This window comes from Dermacoccus abyssi, from assembly GCF_003515945.1.
Taxonomy (GTDB): Bacteria; Actinomycetota; Actinomycetes; order Actinomycetales; family Dermatophilaceae; genus Dermacoccus; species Dermacoccus abyssi.
This window is the reverse complement of the sequence record NZ_QWLM01000013.1, coordinates 62,208-78,994: the sequence shown is the minus strand read 5'-3', so window position 1 is coordinate 78,994 and position 16,787 is coordinate 62,208. Positions and strand designations below refer to the sequence as shown.

Genomic DNA, 16,787 nt, shown 5'->3' with positions numbered 1-16,787 from the left:
TCTCAGTCGAGTCGCGAGGGCTCGCCAGTCCGCGGCCGAGCGGTCAGCTCGTCGGAGTGAGGACCAGCATCGTCGGCCCGTTCACCGGCCTGGCAGAACCAGCTGGGATCGTCTCGGGTGCGAGTTGGGCGGGGTCGGGCACACTCGAATCCCACAGCACCTCCCACGCGTTCACTCCCGCCGATTCGGGCAGGGTGACCTCGTCCCCCGGCCCGTTGTGCAGCACCAGTAGGAGCGACTCCTCGTGCTCGCGTGAGCCGTCGAAGTGGGCCTGCACCGTGTGGACACTCGGGTCGTTCCACTCGTCCGCCGTGAGCGTGCGGCCGTGCGCTCCGAACCACCGCAGGTCCGCCACGTCACTGGCATCGCTCGCGCCGGGGAAGAACGTCGTGTGCCGCAGGACGGAGAAGCGTTCGCGCAGGCTTGTGAGATGACAGGTCGTTGCCACGAGCTGACGCTGGTCGGCATCGTGATCCCAGGAGAGCCAACTGGTTTCGTTGTCCTGGCAGTACGCATTGTTGTTACCGCCCTGGGTGCGGGCGAACTCGTCGCCGGCCGTCATCATCGGGACGCCGGCCGACAGCAACAAAGTGCCGAGCAGGTTGCGCACCGTCCGCAGGCGCGCAGCCCGTATCGACGGGTCGTCGCTCTGGCCCTCGACGCCGTGGTTCCACGAACGGTTGTCGCTCGTGCCGTCGTGGTTGTGCTCGCCGTTGGCCTCGTTGTGCTTCGAGTCGTACGCCGTGAGGTCGGCCATCGGGAAGCCGTCGTGTGCCGTGACGTAGTTGACCCCGGCCTGCGGGCGGCGTAGCGGGCCGGCGAACAGGTCGCGTGATCCGGCGAGGCGCGTCGCGAGATCGGCGATGCCTTGGCCGGGTTGCCCGGCGCCGGCGCGCGCCACGTCCCCGAGCCAGAAGTCACGCACCGTGTTGCGGAACCGGTCGTTCCACTCGCTGAAGCCGGGGGGGAACTGGCCGGTCCGCCAACCGTTCGGGCCGATGTCCCACGGCTCTGCCACGAGCTTGACCTGCGAAAGGACGGGGTCGGTGCGCATCGCCATGAGCAGGGCAGCGTTCGGATCGAAGTCGTCCCCGGGCGCGCGACCCAGCGTCACGGCGAGGTCGAAGCGGAAGCCGTCGACGTGGTAGGTCGTCACCCAGTGGCGCAGCGAGTCGAGCACGAGCCGCATCGCGGCCGGGTGTCGGACGTCGACGCTGTTGCCGCAGCCGGTGACGTCGATGTCGCGCCCGTGCTCGTCGAGGCGGTAGTACGCACGGTTGTCGAGGCCGCGCAGTGAGAACGTGGCGCCTTCGTGGCCGCTTTGCTCGGCGGTGTGGTTGTAGACGACGTCGAGGATCACCTCGAGACCCGCGGCGTGCAGGGCCTTGACCGTGTCCTTGAACTCGCGAGTCACGGCCTGGGGATCGGTTGCTGACGCGTACGCCGCGTGCGGGGCGAGGAATCCGAGCGTGTTGTAGCCCCAGTAGTTCGTCAGACCGAGCTTCACGAGGTGCGGTTCGTCCGTGAATGCGTGCACGGGCAGCAGCTCCACCGACGTGACGCCGAGCGAGCGCAGGTGTTCGATCGAGGCGGGGTGAGCCAAACCGGCGTAGGTGCCACGCAGGTGCTCGGGCACCTCGGGGTTGAGGCGTGAGAACCCGGCCACGTGTGTTTCGTAGAAGACCGTGTCGGCCATCGGCACACGGGGGCCGGACGCATCGTCACCCCAGTCATAGGTCTCGTCGACGACGACCGAGCGCGGCACGTAGGGCGCCGAATCCCGTTCGTCGCGCACGGCGTCGTCGCCGTGGAACGCCTCGTCGACGACGTGGCCGAAAACCTCGGGGCGCCAGGTGACCTCACCGTCGACCGCCTGCGCATAGGGGTCGAGCAACAGCTTGGCCTCGTTGTGGCGATAGCCCTGATCGGGGGCCCAGCGACCGCGAACGCGGTAGCCGTAGCGGGTGCCCAAGCCCGCGTCGTCGCGGAAGATCGCCCACTGGCCTCCGCCGACGTCGCTCATCGCGTGACGCGTCTCGTTCTCGCCGTCGAAGAGACACAGCCAGACCCGCTCGGCGTGGCCTGCGTAGACGCAAAATGTGACGCCGCCGCGCTCGAGTGTGACGCCGGGCTTGGGGGGACGAGCGAAGACTCGTGGCGGGGCAGTCATGCGAACAAGGATAAGAGTGGGTAGGTTTGCCGTATGACTGATCCCACAGCGCTTCCGAACTTCGGCCAGCCCACCCCCGCAGCCGGTGGTGACGGCGCGTCCGCATCCCTCACCGACAAGGTCGTCGGTGTGCTGAACGGCTTCGGCTTCAACCCGCAGATCGACTCCGACGGCGACGTCATGTACACGGTCGAGGACCAAAACCTCTTCGTGCGCGTCATGGAGGGCGAGATCGACCTCGTCCGCCTCTTCGGCCAGTGGCAGATCACGGACGACATCACGTCCGACCTCGCCAAGCGCCTCAACGCGGCCAACGACGTCACGCTCAGCCTCAACATCGTCAAGGTCGGCATCGCCCGCGACATGGTTGTCGTCTCCGGTGAGCACCTCGTCACGCCGGACCTCGACCTGCAGATGGTTCTTCCGTCGACGACGCAGATGATCCTGCAGGCCACCCAGCTGTGGCACCAGAGCGTCAACTCCGACGGCCCGCACGCGGCCGAGGGTGGCGTGCCCGCGTTCGCGCAGACGGACGGCGAGCAGCCCACGCCGGAGGCCTGATCGCATGAGCGAGTACGGCCAGTGGATCAAGGTCACGATCGCGGAGGGCATCGCCACGATCCGCCTCGACCGACCGAAGATGAACCCGATCGATGCTGACGTCCAGGAGAGCCTGGGGCGCGCCGCGGCCGACATCGGTGCCGACGAGAGCGTGCGCGCCGCGATCATCACCGGCGGCGACAAGGTCTTCGCAGCGGGCGCCGACATCAAGGAGATGCAGGCGTTCGACTACGTCGACATGGTCGAGCGCGCGCACCTCATCCAGGACGCCTACCGCGCCCTGGCGGAACTGCCGATCCCGACGATCGCCGCCATCGAGGGTTACGCCCTCGGCGGCGGATGCGAACTGGCCATGACGTGCGACTTCCGCGTTGCCTCCAAGGAGGCCACGCTCGGCCAGCCCGAGATCCTCCTCGGCCTCATCCCGGGTGCCGGCGGTACGCAGCGCCTCGTCCGGCTCGTCGGGCAGTCCAAGGCCAAGGACCTCGTCTTCAGCGGCCGCTTCGTCAAGGCAGACGAGGCCCTCGAGATCGGCCTCGTGGACGAGCTCGTCGACGCCGGCACGGCGTACGAGGCGGCCCTCGAGCGTGCTCGTACCTACGCGAAGATGCCGCGGATCGCGCTGCGCTTCGCGAAGGAACTGATCAACCGCAGCGCCGACGTCGACCTCGCCACGGGCCTGGCCACGGAGTCGCAGCTCTTCGCCGGTCTCTTCGCCACGAAGGACCGCGAAATCGGTATGGCGTCGTTCGTCGAGCACGGGCCGGGCAAGGCCCGCTTCGAGGGTCGCTGACGGCGATGATCAAGCAATGGAAGGTCGAGCGTGAATGGCAGGAGCCTTTTCTCGAGGCCCTGCGCGCTCGCGGCGCCTCCCCGCAGGCCTGCGACGCCGCGCTCGGCGAGGTGGACGAGGCCTGCATCCGTGAGAACGCCATGGCGAAGGAGCTCTTCGGAGACCCGGTCGCCTACGGAAAGGAAATCCCTGTGTCCGAGCCCATGACGGCACGCGAGGCGGGCCTTTCCCGCACCCGAGCGCTGCTGCTGGCGATCGCCGGCCTCGTCGGCATGTTCTTCGCTCTGCTCGGCTGGACCGGCATGGTGACCGACGCGACGAAGGTCTGGGGCGCGAACCCCACGATCTGGTTCGTTCTCGGCCTCATCATCGCGGTTGCCGCGGCGGTCGGTGACACCGTTCTCGGGCGTCACGCCGACTTCACGCAGGGCCGGGCCGACGCGGGCTCGACTCTTCTCAACCGGCTCCTGCCGTGGATCATCGTCGCGCTCACCCTCGTCGGCATGCTCGTCGTGAAGCTGACGCACGGCTGAGGCCACAGGTCTCAGTCACCAAAATCACCTCAACCCAGGACTCGACGATCACGTTACTGATGGGTAACGTGTCGCGAGACGGACCAAGCTCCTACGAAAAGGACGGTAGACGCATGAACATCGTCGTCTGTGTCAAGCACGTTCCCGACGCTCAGGGCGAGCGCGGGTTCTCCGATGACAACACCACCGACCGCGAGAACGTCGACGGTCTCCTCTCGGAGCTCGACGAGTACGCGGTCGAAGCTGCGCTGAAGATCACCGAGGCCGAGGGCGGCGAGGTCACCGCGCTCACCGTCGGCCCGGCCGATGCCGTGGACGCCGTGAAGAAGGCTCTGCAGATGGGCGCCGACAAGGCCGTCCACGTCAGCGACGACGCCATCGCCGGCTCCGACGCCCTCGCGACGTCACTCATCCTCGCCGAGGCCATCAAGAAGGTCGGTCAGCCCGACATCGTCCTGTTCGGTCTGGCCTCCACCGACGGTGGCATGAGCGTTGTTCCGGCCATGGTCGCCGAGCGCCTCGGCCTGCCGCAGGTCACGCAGGTCTCCACCCTCGAGGTCGCCGACGGCAACGTCACCGGTCGCCGTGACTCGGACGTCGCCTCCGAGACGCTCGTCGCCTCGATCCCGGCCGTCGTCTCGGTCACTGACCAGATCAACGAGCCGCGCTACCCGTCCTTCAAGGGCATCATGGCTGCGAAGAAGAAGCCGGTCGAGGAGATGAGCCTCGGCGACCTCGGTGTCGACGCCGGCCAGGTCGGTCTCGACAACGCCTCGACGAAGGTGCTCGACACGACCAAGCGCCCGCCGCGTGAGCAGGGCGAGGTCATCACCGACGAGGGCGACGGCGGCAAGAAGCTCGTCGAGTTCCTCGCCGGTCAGAAGCTCATCTGATCATCGACCCCACTGACTTAGGAGAAACACACCATGGCTGAAGTTCTCGTCCTGGTCGACCACGTCGATGGCCAGGTCCGCAAGGTGACCGCCGAACTGCTGACGCTCGCTCGTCGCATCGGCACGCCGTCCGCTGTCTTCGTCGGCTCGAACGTCGACGCCGCTCGTCCGCGTCTGGCCCAGTTCGGCGCCGAGAAGGTCTACGTCGTCGACAACGGTGACCTCGACGGTCACCCGGCTCCGCTCGCCGAGGCGCTCGCCGCCGTCGTCGAGCAGGCCTCGCCGTCCGCGATCCTCCTGCCCTCCTCGGGCACGAACAACGAGGCCGCCGCGCGCCTCGCCGTCAAGACCAACTCCGGTCTGACGACGGATGCCGCAAACGTCGAGGCCGGCGACGGTGACGCTCCGGTCACGACGCAGTCGGTCTTCGCCGGTTCCTGGACCCTGAAGTCGCAGGCCACGACGGGCCTGTCGATCATCACGGTCAAGCCGAACTCGACGCCGCCGCAGGCCTCGCAGGCACAGGCCGCGCCGGTCACGGTCGACGTCTCGGTCTCCGACGCCGCCAAGGGCGCCAAGATCACCGAGCGCAAGGAGAAGGAGAAGTCGGGTCGCCCCGAGCTCACCGAGGCTCCGATCGTCGTCTCCGGTGGTCGCGGTACGAACGGTGACTTCTCGCCGGTCGAGGCGTTCGCCGACGTTCTCGGTGCTGCCGTCGGTGCCTCCCGCGCCGCCGTCGACGCCGGCTGGTACCCGCACACGAATCAGGTCGGTCAGACCGGTAAGCAGGTCTCGCCGCAGCTGTACGTCGCGGCGGGTATCTCCGGTGCCATCCAGCACCGCGCCGGTATGCAGACGTCGAAGACGATCGTCGCCATCAACAAGGACGAGGAGGCGCCGATCTTCGAGCTCGTCGACTTCGGCGTCGTCGGCGACCTGTTCAACGTGCTCCCGCAGGCCACGGACGCGGTCAAGGAAGCCAAGAACTGATCGTCTGATCGTTCTCACCGACAGCGCCCGGTTCCCCTCGAAAGGGAGCCGGGCGCTCTCGCGTGATTGGGCCCATTTGCACCGAGGCCTAGACTTGTACGGTGCCGAACCGCGTCTACCTCGACCATGCCGCCACCTCGCCCATCTACGCCGAGGTCATCGAAGCGATGGCGAAGCAGATGGCCGTCGTGGGCAACGCCTCGAGCCTGCACACGAGCGGCCGCAACGCCCGCAGCGTCGTCGAGGAATCGCGGGAGCGCATCGCAGCTGCCCTCGGAGCTCGTCCGTCCGAGGTGATCTTCACCTCCGGTGGCACCGAGGGCGACAACCTCGCGATCAAGGGCACCTACCGCGCCACGCGTCGCATCGACGCCGCCCGTGACCGACTCATTGTGAGCGGCATCGAACACCATGCCGTGCTCGACGCTGTCGAGGCACTCGTCGCGACCGAGGACGCCCGCGTCACGTGGGTGGAGCCCGACGCTGACGGGGTCGTCACAGCGCATGCCGTCCGCATGGCGCTCGAAGCCGACGGGGGAGCGGGCACGGTCGCCCTCGTCAGCGTCATGTGGGCGAACAACGAGGTCGGCACGGTGCAGCCGATCGCCGAGATCGGCGCCGTCTGTGCGGAGTTCGGCATCCCGTTCCACACCGACGCGGTGCAGGCCGTGGGTCATCTCGACGTCGACTTCGGCGCCTCCGGTGCCACGATGCTCGCCCTGAGCGGTCACAAGGTCGGCGGTCCCCAGGGCGTCGGCGCGCTACTCCTGGCGCGCGACGCACGGCTCGATCCGTTGACGCACGGCGGCGGGCAGGAGCGTCAGGTGCGTAGCGGCACCCTGGACGTCGCAGGCATCCTCGGCCTCGCCGAGGCCGTCGAGAAGTCCTGCGCCACGCGTGAGGGTGAGGCCGCGCGCCTCGCGAAGCTGCGTGATCGACTCGTCGAGGGTGCGCTCGCACTCGACCTCGGCGTCTCGGTGAGCGGCTTCTACGAGGCGGGCGACGTGGAGCGTCGCCTGCCGGGCAACGCCCACTTGCGCGTGCCCGGCTGCGACGGCGACTCGATGCTCTACCTCCTCGACGCGGCGGGCGTCGAGTGCTCCACCGGTTCGGCCTGCCAGGCCGGCGTGCCGCGCCCGAGCCACGTCCTGCTGGCCATGGGTATCCCCGAGGAGCAGGCTCGCGGGGCGCTGCGACTCACGCTCGGGCATACATCGACCGATGACGACGTTGACGCCTTCCTGCGGGAGTTGCCGGCGGTCGCCGAGCGTGCCCGCCGTGCCCAGGAAGCAACCCGGAAGGTGTCGTGATGCGCGTCGTCGCTGCAATGAGCGGGGGAGTCGACTCGGCCGTCGCCGCCTCGCGCATGCTCGAGGCCGGACACGAGGTCGTCGGGGTGCACCTCGCTCTCTCCCAGTCCGCCGCGACGCTCCGTGAGAGTGCGCGCGGCTGCTGCACGATCGAGGATGCCGGTGACGCGCGCCGCGTCGCCGACAAGCTCGGCATCCCGTTCTACGTGTGGGACATGGCCGAGCGGTTCAAGGCCGACGTCGTCGAGGACTTCGTCGCCGAGTACGAGGCGGGCCGCACCCCCAACCCGTGCCTGCGCTGCAACGAGAAGATCAAGTTCGCCGCCCTGCTCGACAAGGCTTTGGCTCTTGGCTTCGACGCCGTCGCGACGGGCCACTACGCCCAGATCGTGGAGGGTCCGAACGGTCGCGAACTGCACCGCGCCGTCGACATGGCGAAGGACCAGTCGTACGTGCTGGGTGTGCTCGACGCCGATCAGCTCGCGCACTCGTTCTTCCCGCTCGGTGACACGACGAAGCCGCAGATCCGCGAGGAGGCCGCCTCCAAGGGCTTCTACGTCGCCAACAAGCCGGACAGCCACGACATCTGCTTCATCGCCGACGGCGACACGCAGGGTTACCTCGCGAAGCGTCTCGGCAAGCAGCCCGGCGACATCGTCGACAGCGACGGCGAGGTGGTCGGCCGGCACGAGGGCGCCTACGGCTTCACCGTCGGTCAGCGGCGAGGTCTCGGACTCAAGGTGCCGCGCGAGGACCATGCCAAGCGGTACGTCGTCGACGTCCAGCCGAAGACGAACACGGTCGTGGTCGGCACGGCCGACCTGCTCGGCGTCGACGTCATCGAGGCCGAGCACGCGCGCTGGCCGGGCCCGCCGCCCCGCGGTGAGGTGCGTCTCGGAGCGCAGCTGCGCGCCCACGGCGAGGAGTTTCCCGCGTGGGTCAGCGCTGACGGGGAGCGCGTCACCGTCCGTCTCGACGAGCGCACGCGTGGTGTAGCTCCAGGACAGTCGGTCGTGCTCTACGAGGGCACGCGCGTCGTCGGGTCGGCCACGATCACGGCGACCTCCCGGGCACCTCGATGACGATGAGGGCGACGCAGGTCAGCGCGCGCGAGACGGTGGGGCCTCGCGCGAGCGGTGTCGGTTCGTTGCCCGAGATGGGTGCACGCGACGCGGTACGCGCAGTGCGTGATCTTCTCGTCGGCGACGTTCCCGACGGCACCGGCATCCCGTACGTGCCCGAGCAGTCCACCCGTGGGCCCGGCGCGGACATGATCGGGCGCGGCGCCGATCTGCTCGTCGAGATGTCCGCCGACCTCCAGCCGAGCGGGTGGCGACTGACGCCTCCCGGATCGTCGCGCAGCCGCGACCTGCGCCGCGCCGGGGGATACCTGGGCGAAGACCTCGACGAGGTGGCCGAGGCCTACGACGGTTACACCGGACCACTCAAGACTCAGGTGGTCGGACCTTGGACGCTCGCCGCTTCGCTGTGGCTGCCGCGCGGTGACCGCGTTCTCAGCGACCACGGGGCGACCCGCGATCTCGGGCAGTCTCTGGCGGCGGGACTCGCTGCTCACCTCGAGCACGTTCGAACACTCGTACCCGGTGCGTCGCCGATCGCCCAGCTCGACGAGCCGTCCCTTCCGGCCGTGCTGTCCGGCGGGCTCAAGACCCTTTCGGGCGTGGGGCGCCTTCGACGCATCGACGAAGGTGAAGCGCGTGATGTTCTCGGCCACGTCGTTGACACGGTGAAAGCAGCGGGCGCTCAGGTGGTCGTGCACTCGTGCGCGCCGCACGTACCGGTGTCGCTGCTGCACCGCCTCGGCGTCGACGGAGTGTCCCTCGACACGTCGTTGCTCACGGAGGCGGCCTTCGAGCCGCTGGGCGAGGCGATCGACTCCGGTCTGACGCTCTGGGCCGGGCTCGTTCCGACGTCGACGGCCGAGCGCCACCCGCGCGCCCATGTCGAGGCCTTCGAGCGGATGTGGCGCCGCATTGGCTTCGGCGCGGGCGAGTACGACCGCATCGTCGTCACCCCTGCGTGCGGCCTCGCCGGCTTGGCGCCGAACCAGGCCGTCACGGTGCAGCGCCTCGCCGTCGAGGCGGTCCAGATGCTCGCCGACACGTCCGACTGAGCATCACGCCCCGCCGTTCCGGCCCTGTCGGTGACATGAGGCAGGATTGACCCGTGAGCGAGAAGACGACGAAACAGGCTCCCGACGCCCTGCGCAGTGAGGTGCCCGACGAGGTGCGTCGGCGCGCAGCCGAGCTGACCGAGCAGATCGACGCCCACCAGTTCTCGTACTACGTCAAGGACGCTCCGACCGTCAGCGACGGCGCCTACGACACGCTCCTTCGTGAGCTGCAGCAGATCGAGGACGAACACCCCGAACTGCGTTCACCGCAGAGCCCGACCCAGCGTGTCGGGGGCACCTACTCCACGGAGTTCACCCCCGTCGACCACGTCGAACGGATGCTCTCGCTCGACAACGCGTTCAGCCCCGAGGAACTGGCCGAGTGGGGTGAGCGCGTCGCCCGAGAGGCGAACACCACCTACCACTACCTGTGTGAACTCAAGATCGACGGCCTCGCCATCAACCTGCTCTACGAGAACGGCAAACTCGTGCGCGGCGTGACCCGCGGTGACGGACGCACCGGTGAGGACGTCACGCTCAACGTCCGCACGATCGACGGCATCCCGCACGAACTCAAGGGTGACGACGTGCCGGCGCTCGTCGAGATCCGCGGTGAGGTGTTCTTCCCCGTCGCGGCATTCGAAAAGCTCAACGAGGGCCTCGTCGAGGAGGGTAAGTCGCCGTTCGCGAACCCGCGAAACGCGGCTGCCGGATCCCTGCGGCAGAAGGACCCGGCGAAGACGGCACGACGGCCGTTGCGGATGCTCGTGCACGGCATCGGCGCACGCACCGGTTTCGACATCACACGTCAGAGCGAGGCCTACGAACTGCTCGCCGCATGGGGTCTGCCGACGTCGCCCTACGCCAAGGTGCTCGACACGATGAAGCAGGTGCAGGAGTTCGTCGCGGCTTACGGTGGCGAGCAGCGTCACTCCGTCGAGCACGAGATCGACGGAGTCGTCGTCAAGGTCGACGAGGTCGCCGTGCAGCGTCAGCTGGGCAACACCTCGCGTGCGCCGCGCTGGGCCATCGCGTACAAGTACCCGCCCGAGGAGGTCAACACGAAACTCCTCGACATCGCCGTCAACGTCGGGCGCACCGGCCGCGTGACGCCGTTCGGCGTCATGGAGCCGGTCACCGTGGCGGGCTCGACCGTCGAGATGGCCACCCTCCACAACGCGTTCGAGGTGAAGCGCAAGGGCGTTCTCATCGGCGACACGGTCGTCCTGCGCAAGGCAGGGGACGTCATCCCCGAAATCGTCGGGCCGGTCGTCGAAGCGCGCACCGGTGACGAGCGTGAGTTCGTCATGCCCACGCACTGCCCCTCGTGCGGCACGGAGCTCGCCTACGAGCGTGAGGGCAACAAGGACATCCGCTGTCCGAACGCGCGCACCTGCCCGTCGCAGTTGCGCGAGCGGCTCTTCTCCCTCGCCGGTCGCGGTGCGTTCGACATCGAGGCGCTCGGGTGGGAGGGCTCCATCGCGCTGCTCGAGTCGGGCGTGCTCACCGACGAGTCCACCCTCTTCGACCTCACCTACGACGACATTGCGCGGGTAGGCATCTACACGCGGGCCGCGAAGAAGAACGACCCCGAGGAGAAGGTGCGCGACGGGCGCGTCGTCTCCGCCACGGGGCTCAAGCTCCTCGACAACCTCGAGAAGGCGAAGGGCCAGCCGCTCTGGCGGGTCATCGTCGCCTTGTCGATCCGGCACGTCGGCCCGACGGCCGCCCGTGCACTGGCTACGCAGTTCGGCTCGATCGACGCCATCCGTGGGGCCGACGAGGAGGCGCTCGCAGCCACCGACGGCGTGGGCTCCGTCATCGCCCGCTCCGTGAAGGAATGGTTCGGCGTCGACTGGCACGAGAACATCGTTGCGTCGTGGGCGACGAGCGGCGTGCGCATGGAGGACGAGACCGACGCGTCGATCACGAAGACGCTCGACGGTCTCACCATCGTCGCCACCGGTTCCCTCGACGACTTCACGCGTGACGGCGTCAAGGAGGCCATCATCGCGCGCGGCGGCAAGGCCTCCGGAAGCGTGAGCAAGAAGACCGACTACGTCGTTCTCGGAGCCAACGCCGGCTCCAAGGCGACGAAGGCGGAGGACCTGGGCCTGCGCATCCTCGACGAGGAGCAGTTCAAGATTCTGCTCGAGGGCGGTCCCGCAGCTCTGGGTGATGGCGCCGACGACACCGATGACGATGCGGACGCCGCCACCGCGCAGCCCATCGCCGACAACGACAACACGACCGACGAGAAGGACGACGCATGAGTGACGTGACGATCTACTGGCGCCCCGGCTGCGTGTTCTGCATGCGCCTGGAGAACGCCCTTGGCGCGAGCAGGAACAAGGCCACCTGGCGCAACATCTGGGAGGACGACGAGGCCCGCGAGTTCGTCGCCATGGTCAACGACGGCAACGAGATCGTGCCCACCGTCGTCATCGACGCCGCCCCCACACCAACCCCGACCCCGTGCTCGTGGCGCGTGCTCTCAAGGGCTGACGACCTCCCGGCTCGGCCAGCCTTCGGCGCCTGGCTTCGCGAGACGAGCGCCCGGCGGCACCGGGCCGGTTCCACGCACGACGACCACCTAGAATGAGGCCCATGTCTTCTCTCTCCCGTGACGAGGTCGCGCACGTCGCAGGCCTGGCGCGCATCCATCTGTCGGACGAGGAACTCGACACCTTCGCCGGGCAGCTCGACTCCATCGTCGGCTTCGTGGCCAGTGTCAACGAGGCCGCGGCCGACGACATCCCGCCCATGTCGCACCCGCTGCCCCTGACGAACGTGACGCGACCGGACGAGGTGCGCCCGTCGCTCACCGCGGACGAGGCGCTGTCGGGCGCCCCCGCGAGCGAGCAGCAGCGCTTCTTGGTGCCGCGCATCCTCAGCGAAGACTGACACGACGAGCAAAGGTTCGATTTTGAGCGACATCATCCGCCTCAGCGCCGCCGACATGGCGGCCCGGCTCGCCGACGGTTCCGTCAGCGCCGTGGAGCTGACGCAGGCCCACCTCGACCGCATCGCTGCCGTCGACGGTGACGTGCACGCCTTCCTCCACGTCAACACCTCCGAGGCGCTCACCGCGGCGAAGCAGGTCGACGAAGACCGCAGCGCGGGCAAGCCGGTGCACGCACTTGCCGGCGTGCCGGTGGCCGTCAAGGACGTCGTCACGACGAAGGGCCAGCCCACGACGGCCGGTTCGAAGATCCTCGAGGGCTGGGTGCCCCCGTACGACGCCACCCTCGTCACGCGCCTTCGTGCAGCGGGTATGCCGCTGCTCGGAAAGACGAACATGGACGAGTTCGCGATGGGCAGTTCCACCGAGCACAGCGCCTACGGCCCCACGCACAACCCGTGGGATCTCGAGCGCATCCCGGGTGGCTCCGGCGGTGGCTCCGCCGCGGCTGTCGCCGCCTTCGAGGCGCCGCTGGCCGTCGGTACCGACACCGGTGGTTCGATCCGTCAGCCCGCTTCGGTGACGGGCACCGTCGGCTCGAAGCCGACGTACGGCGGCATCAGCCGTTACGGCCTCATCGCGATGGCGAGCTCGCTCGACCAGGCGGGCCCGTGCACGCGCTCCGTCCTCGACGCAGCGCTCTTCCACGAGGTCATGGCCGGTCACGACCCCATGGACTCCACCTCGATCGATGCTCCGGTGCCGCCGGTCGTCGACGCGGCCCGTCGCGGTGACGTCAAGGGCATGAAGATCGGCATCATCTCCCAGCTCGACGGCGAGGGGTACCAGCCTGGCGTCAAGGCCCGCTTCGACGAGGCCGTCGCCGCGCTCACCGACGCCGGCGCCGAGGTCGTCACCGTCTCCTGCCCGAGCTTCGAGCAGGCGCTCGCTGCCTACTACCTCGTCATGCCGTCGGAAGTCAGTTCGAACATGGCCAGGTTCGACGCCATGCGCTACGGCCTGCGCGTCGCGCCTGAGGGGGTCGACGCGCCGTCGGCCGAGCAGGTCATGGCCGCTTCGCGTGAGGCGGGCTTCGGCAACGAGGTCAAGCGCCGCATCATCCTGGGCACCTACGCCCTCTCGAGCGGCTACTACGACGCGTACTACGGGCAGGCGCAGAAGGTGCGCACGCTCATCGCGCGCGACTTCGCCCGTGCCTTCGAGTCAGCCGACGTGCTCGTCAGCCCGACGAGCCCCACCACCGCGTTCAAGCTGGGCGAGAAGCTCGAGGACCCGATGGCGATGTACCTCAACGACGTCGCCACCATCCCGGCCAACCTCGCCGGTCTGCCCGGTATGTCGCTGCCGGCGGGTCTCTCGGACGACGGCCTTCCGGTCGGCTTCCAGATTCTCGCCCCGGCAACGAAGGACGAGCGCATGTACGGCGTCGGTGCCGCGCTCGAGCGCGCACTCGAAGAGAAGTGGGGCGCACCGCTCCTCGCGCAGGCACCGGCACTGAAGGAGAACAACTGATGGATGCCGTTGTCGACTACGACGAGGCGATTGCCACGTACGACCCCGTCATGGGTCTCGAGGTGCACGTCGAGCTGAACACCGAGACGAAGATGTTCTGCGGCTGTGCCACCGAGTTCGGCGCCGAGCCGAACACTCAGACCTGCCCGGTCTGCCTGGGCCTGCCCGGCGCACTGCCGGTGGTCAACGCGAAGGGCGTGGAGTCCGCCATCCGCATCGGCCTCGCGCTCAACTGCGAGATCGCCGAGTGGTGCCGCTTCGCCCGGAAGAACTACTTCTACCCGGACATGCCCAAGAACTTCCAGACCTCGCAGTACGACGAGCCCATCGCCTTCGAGGGTTACCTCGACGTCGAACTCGAGGACGGTACGCCGTGGCGTGTCGAGATCGAGCGTGCGCACATGGAGGAGGACACGGGTAAGTCGCTGCACGTCGGCGGTGCCACGGGGCGCATCCACGGCGCCGATCACTCGCTGCTCGACTACAACCGTGCCGGCATCCCGCTCATCGAGATCGTCACCAAGCCGCTCGTGGGTGCGGGGGAGCGCGCGCCCGAGATCGCGAAGGCCTACGTCGGTGCGCTGCGCGAACTGATGCGTGCGCTCGACGTGTCCGACGCCCGCATGGAGCAGGGCTCGATGCGTTGCGACGCGAACGTCTCGCTCATGCCGAAGGGCGCCGAGAAGTTCGGTACCCGCACGGAGACCAAGAACGTCAACTCGCTGCGCTCGGTCGAGCGAGCGGTGCGGTACGAGATCACGCGCCACGCGGCCGTCCTCAACGAGGGCGGATCGATTCTGCAGGAGACGCGCCATTGGCACGAGGACACCGGCGTCACGACCTCCGGTCGCCCGAAGTCGGACGCCGACGACTACCGCTACTTCCCGGAGCCCGATCTCGTGCCGGTCGCTCCGAGCCGTGAGCTCGTCGAGCAGCTGCGCGCCACACTGCCCGAGCCGCCCGCCGAGCGCCGCAAGCGTCTACAGGGCGAGTGGGGCTTCTCCGACCTCGAGATGCGCGACGTCTACAACGCGGGCGCGGTCGAGACGATCGAGGAGACCATCGCGGCGGGTGCGAGTGCCGCGGGCGCGCGCAAGTGGTGGACGGGCGAAATCGCCCGCCTGGCCAACAAGGCCGGTGAACCCTTTGTCGAGTTCGCTGCCCAGCGTCACGTCACGCCGAAGACGATCGCTGAGCTCGACGGGCTCGTGACGTCCGGTCGTCTCAACGACTCGATGGCGCGTCAGACGCTCGAGGGCGTCCTCGCCGGCGAAGGTACTCCGACCGAGGTTGCGGACGCCCGCGGTCTCGAACTCGTGCAGGACGACGGTGCGCTGGAGGCCGCAGTGACGAAGGTCATCGAGGCCAACCCGGACGTCGCACAGAAGGTCCGCGACGGCAAGGTTCAGGCCGCTGGTGCGCTCATCGGTCAGGTGATGAAGGAGATGAAGGGCCAGGCCGACGCGGCCAAGGCGCGTTCCATCATCCTCGAACAGCTGGGTCAGGCCTGACGATGAACGAGGTGGGCCGCCGCAGCGCGCTGACGTTGGCCGGGGTCGGTCTGCTCGGCGTGGCCGGTTGTTCACGCAAGCGTGACTCCGACGACGAAGCGAGCGACGTCGAAACGGCACAGGCGCCGACAACGACACCTGCTCCGACGGCGACTGCACCCAAGGGGGGCGGCAGCGTGCCCGTGTCGCTCGCGATCCCGTCCATCGGCTTCGACCGCAAGGTCACGGGTATGGGCCTGACCAAGAGCGGCGAGATCTCGCCGCCCCCGGGTGTGACGCAGTGGTACAACGCCACGGTCAGCCCAGGGCAGGTCGGCATCTCGGTCATCGCGGGGCACGTGACGTTCAACGGCCCCGACGTCTTCGCCAAACTGCCCGAGGTCAAAGTGGGGCAGCGCCTCACCGTCCGCTTTGCCGACAAGTCGTCGCAGAAGTTCCGGGTCACCCGAGTCAAGTCGGTCGACAAGGAGGAACTGCGCCACGACCAGAGTGTGTGGGGCTCCTCGAAGACGCCGGTGCTCGCCCTCATCACCTGCGATTCGGCCTCCGAACTCGTCGGAGTGCACCACGTCAACAACTTCGTCGTGTGGACGAAACCTGATAACTGACCGTTCCTTTAAATTATCCCCGGGTATTGCTGTGTGATCCCTGAATGTGCTCTAGCCTCAATGTGAGGCGGGGAGGGAGTCTCGGTCGTGTGGGTGTGAAGCCCCGACCAGGGCGTTCCGCCGATTGGGAAAATCACACGAGAGGGACGACACGATGAAGAAGTTCGCAGGCCTTGCTCTGGTCGGAGTCGGCGCCATGGTCGCCACGACCGCAGCCCCGTCGCAGGCGGCGTTCCGGACGAGCATCAGCGGTAACTTCCAGTACACGAACATGCAGTACTGGTGCGACAGCGGCACCCCCAACTTCTCGTTCAGCTACCGCACGCTGAACAAGACCGAGGCCAAGGTCACGTTCACCGCGTCGGGCTACCGCCCGCTCGAGCGCACGAACGTCAGCCCCTACACCTCGGGTGGCTCGATCAAGTCGCTGACGCGCGTTCCGGGTCGCTCGATCACGGTCCACGCCGCCGGCTCGACCACGGGCTCGTCGTTCAACGTCTCGGGCAAGGTCCCCACGTCCTGCGCCGGTCTGCCGACGACGCAGCCCGTCATGAACTGGGCTTCGGCCGGGACGCCGACGGCTGAGCCCGTTCCGACGTCGACGTCGCCGTCCCCGACGAGCACGACGACGACCCCGGCTCCGACCTCGACGACCACGTCGCCGATGCCGACCTCGTCGGCCCCGACCTCGACGGCCGGCCCGAAGGTCGAGACCGACCGCGTCGCACCGCAGTCGGACAACACGGCCGCTCTGGCCGCGGGTCTCGGTGCGTTCGCGATCGTCGCCACCGGCGGCACGATCGCCGTTCGCCGCGGCCGTAAGTGACCCGCTGACACCGTCCCGAACCG

At 68.3% G+C, this 16,787-nt stretch carries 16 protein-coding genes; 15 read left to right on the top strand and 1 reads right to left on the bottom strand.

Annotation, left to right across the window (positions count from 1 at the left end; genetic code table 11):
• Positions 1 to 43 precede the first annotated feature (43 nt).
• On the bottom strand, positions 44 to 2,170 hold the full coding sequence (gene glgX / locus D1832_RS11355) for a glycogen debranching protein GlgX (protein ID WP_118914122.1): 2,127 nt from the start codon (positions 2,168 to 2,170) through the stop codon (positions 44 to 46).
• Between the two features lie 33 nt (positions 2,171 to 2,203).
• On the opposite strand from glgX, the gene D1832_RS11350 reads away from it, so the two are divergent.
• The 15 genes from D1832_RS11350 to D1832_RS11280 all read left to right on the top strand — a co-directional run bounded on the left by D1832_RS11350 (position 2,204) and on the right by D1832_RS11280 (position 16,764).
• Positions 2,204 to 2,731: a T3SS (YopN, CesT) and YbjN peptide-binding chaperone 1 gene (locus tag D1832_RS11350; protein ID WP_047311314.1), complete on the top strand. Its 528-nt coding sequence runs from the start codon at positions 2,204 to 2,206 to the stop codon at positions 2,729 to 2,731.
• A 4-nt stretch (positions 2,732 to 2,735) separates the two neighbouring features.
• Positions 2,736 to 3,524, top strand: a complete 789-nt coding sequence (locus D1832_RS11345; RefSeq protein ID WP_118914120.1) for an enoyl-CoA hydratase/isomerase family protein — start codon at positions 2,736 to 2,738, stop codon at positions 3,522 to 3,524.
• 5 nt (positions 3,525 to 3,529) lie between these two features.
• Complete coding sequence (locus tag D1832_RS11340; RefSeq protein WP_118914119.1) at positions 3,530 to 4,057, top strand: hypothetical protein; 528 nt, start codon at positions 3,530 to 3,532, stop codon at positions 4,055 to 4,057.
• Between the two features lie 113 nt (positions 4,058 to 4,170).
• The gene (locus tag D1832_RS11335) at positions 4,171 to 4,950 is read left to right on the top strand and encodes an electron transfer flavoprotein subunit beta/FixA family protein (protein WP_118914117.1); all 780 of its coding nucleotides are present in this window, start codon (positions 4,171 to 4,173) and stop codon (positions 4,948 to 4,950) included.
• Positions 4,951 to 4,983: 33 nt separating this feature from the next.
• Positions 4,984 to 5,940, top strand: a complete 957-nt coding sequence (locus D1832_RS11330) for an electron transfer flavoprotein subunit alpha/FixB family protein (RefSeq protein WP_118914116.1) — start codon at positions 4,984 to 4,986, stop codon at positions 5,938 to 5,940.
• Between the two features lie 167 nt (positions 5,941 to 6,107).
• Positions 6,108 to 7,250 carry a cysteine desulfurase family protein gene (locus D1832_RS11325; protein ID WP_241510986.1) on the top strand — a complete coding sequence of 381 codons (1,143 nt, stop codon included), beginning with the start codon at positions 6,108 to 6,110 and terminating at the stop codon, positions 7,248 to 7,250.
• Positions 7,250 to 8,332: a tRNA 2-thiouridine(34) synthase MnmA gene (gene mnmA, locus D1832_RS11320; protein WP_118914148.1), complete on the top strand. Its 1,083-nt coding sequence runs from the start codon at positions 7,250 to 7,252 to the stop codon at positions 8,330 to 8,332. Before D1832_RS11325 ends, mnmA begins: the two co-directional genes overlap by 1 nt.
• Before the next feature lie 2 nt (positions 8,333 to 8,334).
• Positions 8,335 to 9,384, top strand: a complete 1,050-nt coding sequence (locus D1832_RS11315) for a uroporphyrinogen decarboxylase/cobalamine-independent methonine synthase family protein (protein ID WP_118914112.1) — start codon at positions 8,335 to 8,337, stop codon at positions 9,382 to 9,384.
• Between the two features lie 53 nt (positions 9,385 to 9,437).
• Positions 9,438 to 11,657, top strand: a complete 2,220-nt coding sequence (gene ligA / locus D1832_RS11310) for an NAD-dependent DNA ligase LigA (RefSeq protein ID WP_118914111.1) — start codon at positions 9,438 to 9,440, stop codon at positions 11,655 to 11,657.
• Complete coding sequence (locus D1832_RS11305; protein ID WP_118914109.1) at positions 11,654 to 11,986, top strand: glutaredoxin domain-containing protein; 333 nt, start codon at positions 11,654 to 11,656, stop codon at positions 11,984 to 11,986. The genes ligA and D1832_RS11305 overlap by 4 nt, the downstream gene beginning before the upstream one ends.
• 5 nt (positions 11,987 to 11,991) lie before the next feature.
• A complete protein-coding gene (gene gatC / locus D1832_RS11300) occupies positions 11,992 to 12,288 on the top strand; it encodes an Asp-tRNA(Asn)/Glu-tRNA(Gln) amidotransferase subunit GatC (protein ID WP_047311323.1) in 297 nt (98 codons plus the stop codon).
• A gap of 22 nt (positions 12,289 to 12,310) precedes the next feature.
• Positions 12,311 to 13,819: an Asp-tRNA(Asn)/Glu-tRNA(Gln) amidotransferase subunit GatA gene (gene gatA / locus D1832_RS11295; RefSeq protein ID WP_118914108.1), complete on the top strand. Its 1,509-nt coding sequence runs from the start codon at positions 12,311 to 12,313 to the stop codon at positions 13,817 to 13,819.
• Complete coding sequence (gatB, locus tag D1832_RS11290; protein ID WP_118914106.1) at positions 13,819 to 15,330, top strand: Asp-tRNA(Asn)/Glu-tRNA(Gln) amidotransferase subunit GatB; 1,512 nt, start codon at positions 13,819 to 13,821, stop codon at positions 15,328 to 15,330. The genes gatA and gatB overlap by 1 nt, the downstream gene beginning before the upstream one ends.
• Before the next feature lie 2 nt (positions 15,331 to 15,332).
• Positions 15,333 to 15,938, top strand: coding sequence for a class F sortase (locus D1832_RS11285; protein WP_118914105.1), 606 nt, complete (start codon positions 15,333 to 15,335; stop codon positions 15,936 to 15,938).
• Between the two features lie 154 nt (positions 15,939 to 16,092).
• A complete protein-coding gene (locus D1832_RS11280) occupies positions 16,093 to 16,764 on the top strand; it encodes a hypothetical protein (RefSeq protein WP_118914103.1) in 672 nt (223 codons plus the stop codon).
• The last annotated feature ends 23 nt before the right edge of the window (positions 16,765 to 16,787 follow it).

Excerpts from the sequence above, each read along its gene's own strand:
- mnmA (WP_118914148.1), top strand. The coding sequence starts at position 7,250 with ATGCGCGTCGTCGCTGCAATGAGCGGGGGAGTCGACTCGGCCGTCGCC.
- D1832_RS11330 (WP_118914116.1), top strand. The coding sequence starts at position 4,984 with ATGGCTGAAGTTCTCGTCCTGGTCGACCACGTCGATGGCCAGGTCCGC.
- D1832_RS11315 (WP_118914112.1), top strand. The coding sequence starts at position 8,335 with ATGAGGGCGACGCAGGTCAGCGCGCGCGAGACGGTGGGGCCTCGCGCG.
- D1832_RS11350 (WP_047311314.1), top strand. The coding sequence starts at position 2,204 with ATGACTGATCCCACAGCGCTTCCGAACTTCGGCCAGCCCACCCCCGCA.
- gatC (WP_047311323.1), top strand. The coding sequence starts at position 11,992 with ATGTCTTCTCTCTCCCGTGACGAGGTCGCGCACGTCGCAGGCCTGGCG.
- D1832_RS11345 (WP_118914120.1), top strand. The coding sequence starts at position 2,736 with ATGAGCGAGTACGGCCAGTGGATCAAGGTCACGATCGCGGAGGGCATC.
- D1832_RS11305 (WP_118914109.1), top strand. The coding sequence starts at position 11,654 with ATGAGTGACGTGACGATCTACTGGCGCCCCGGCTGCGTGTTCTGCATG.
- gatB (WP_118914106.1), top strand. The coding sequence starts at position 13,819 with ATGGATGCCGTTGTCGACTACGACGAGGCGATTGCCACGTACGACCCC.
- D1832_RS11325 (WP_241510986.1), top strand. The coding sequence starts at position 6,108 with ATGGCGAAGCAGATGGCCGTCGTGGGCAACGCCTCGAGCCTGCACACG.
- D1832_RS11335 (WP_118914117.1), top strand. The coding sequence starts at position 4,171 with ATGAACATCGTCGTCTGTGTCAAGCACGTTCCCGACGCTCAGGGCGAG.
- D1832_RS11280 (WP_118914103.1), top strand. The coding sequence starts at position 16,093 with ATGAAGAAGTTCGCAGGCCTTGCTCTGGTCGGAGTCGGCGCCATGGTC.
- glgX (WP_118914122.1), bottom strand. The coding sequence starts at position 2,170 with ATGACTGCCCCGCCACGAGTCTTCGCTCGTCCCCCCAAGCCCGGCGTC.
- D1832_RS11285 (WP_118914105.1), top strand. The coding sequence starts at position 15,333 with ATGAACGAGGTGGGCCGCCGCAGCGCGCTGACGTTGGCCGGGGTCGGT.
- D1832_RS11340 (WP_118914119.1), top strand. The coding sequence starts at position 3,530 with ATGATCAAGCAATGGAAGGTCGAGCGTGAATGGCAGGAGCCTTTTCTC.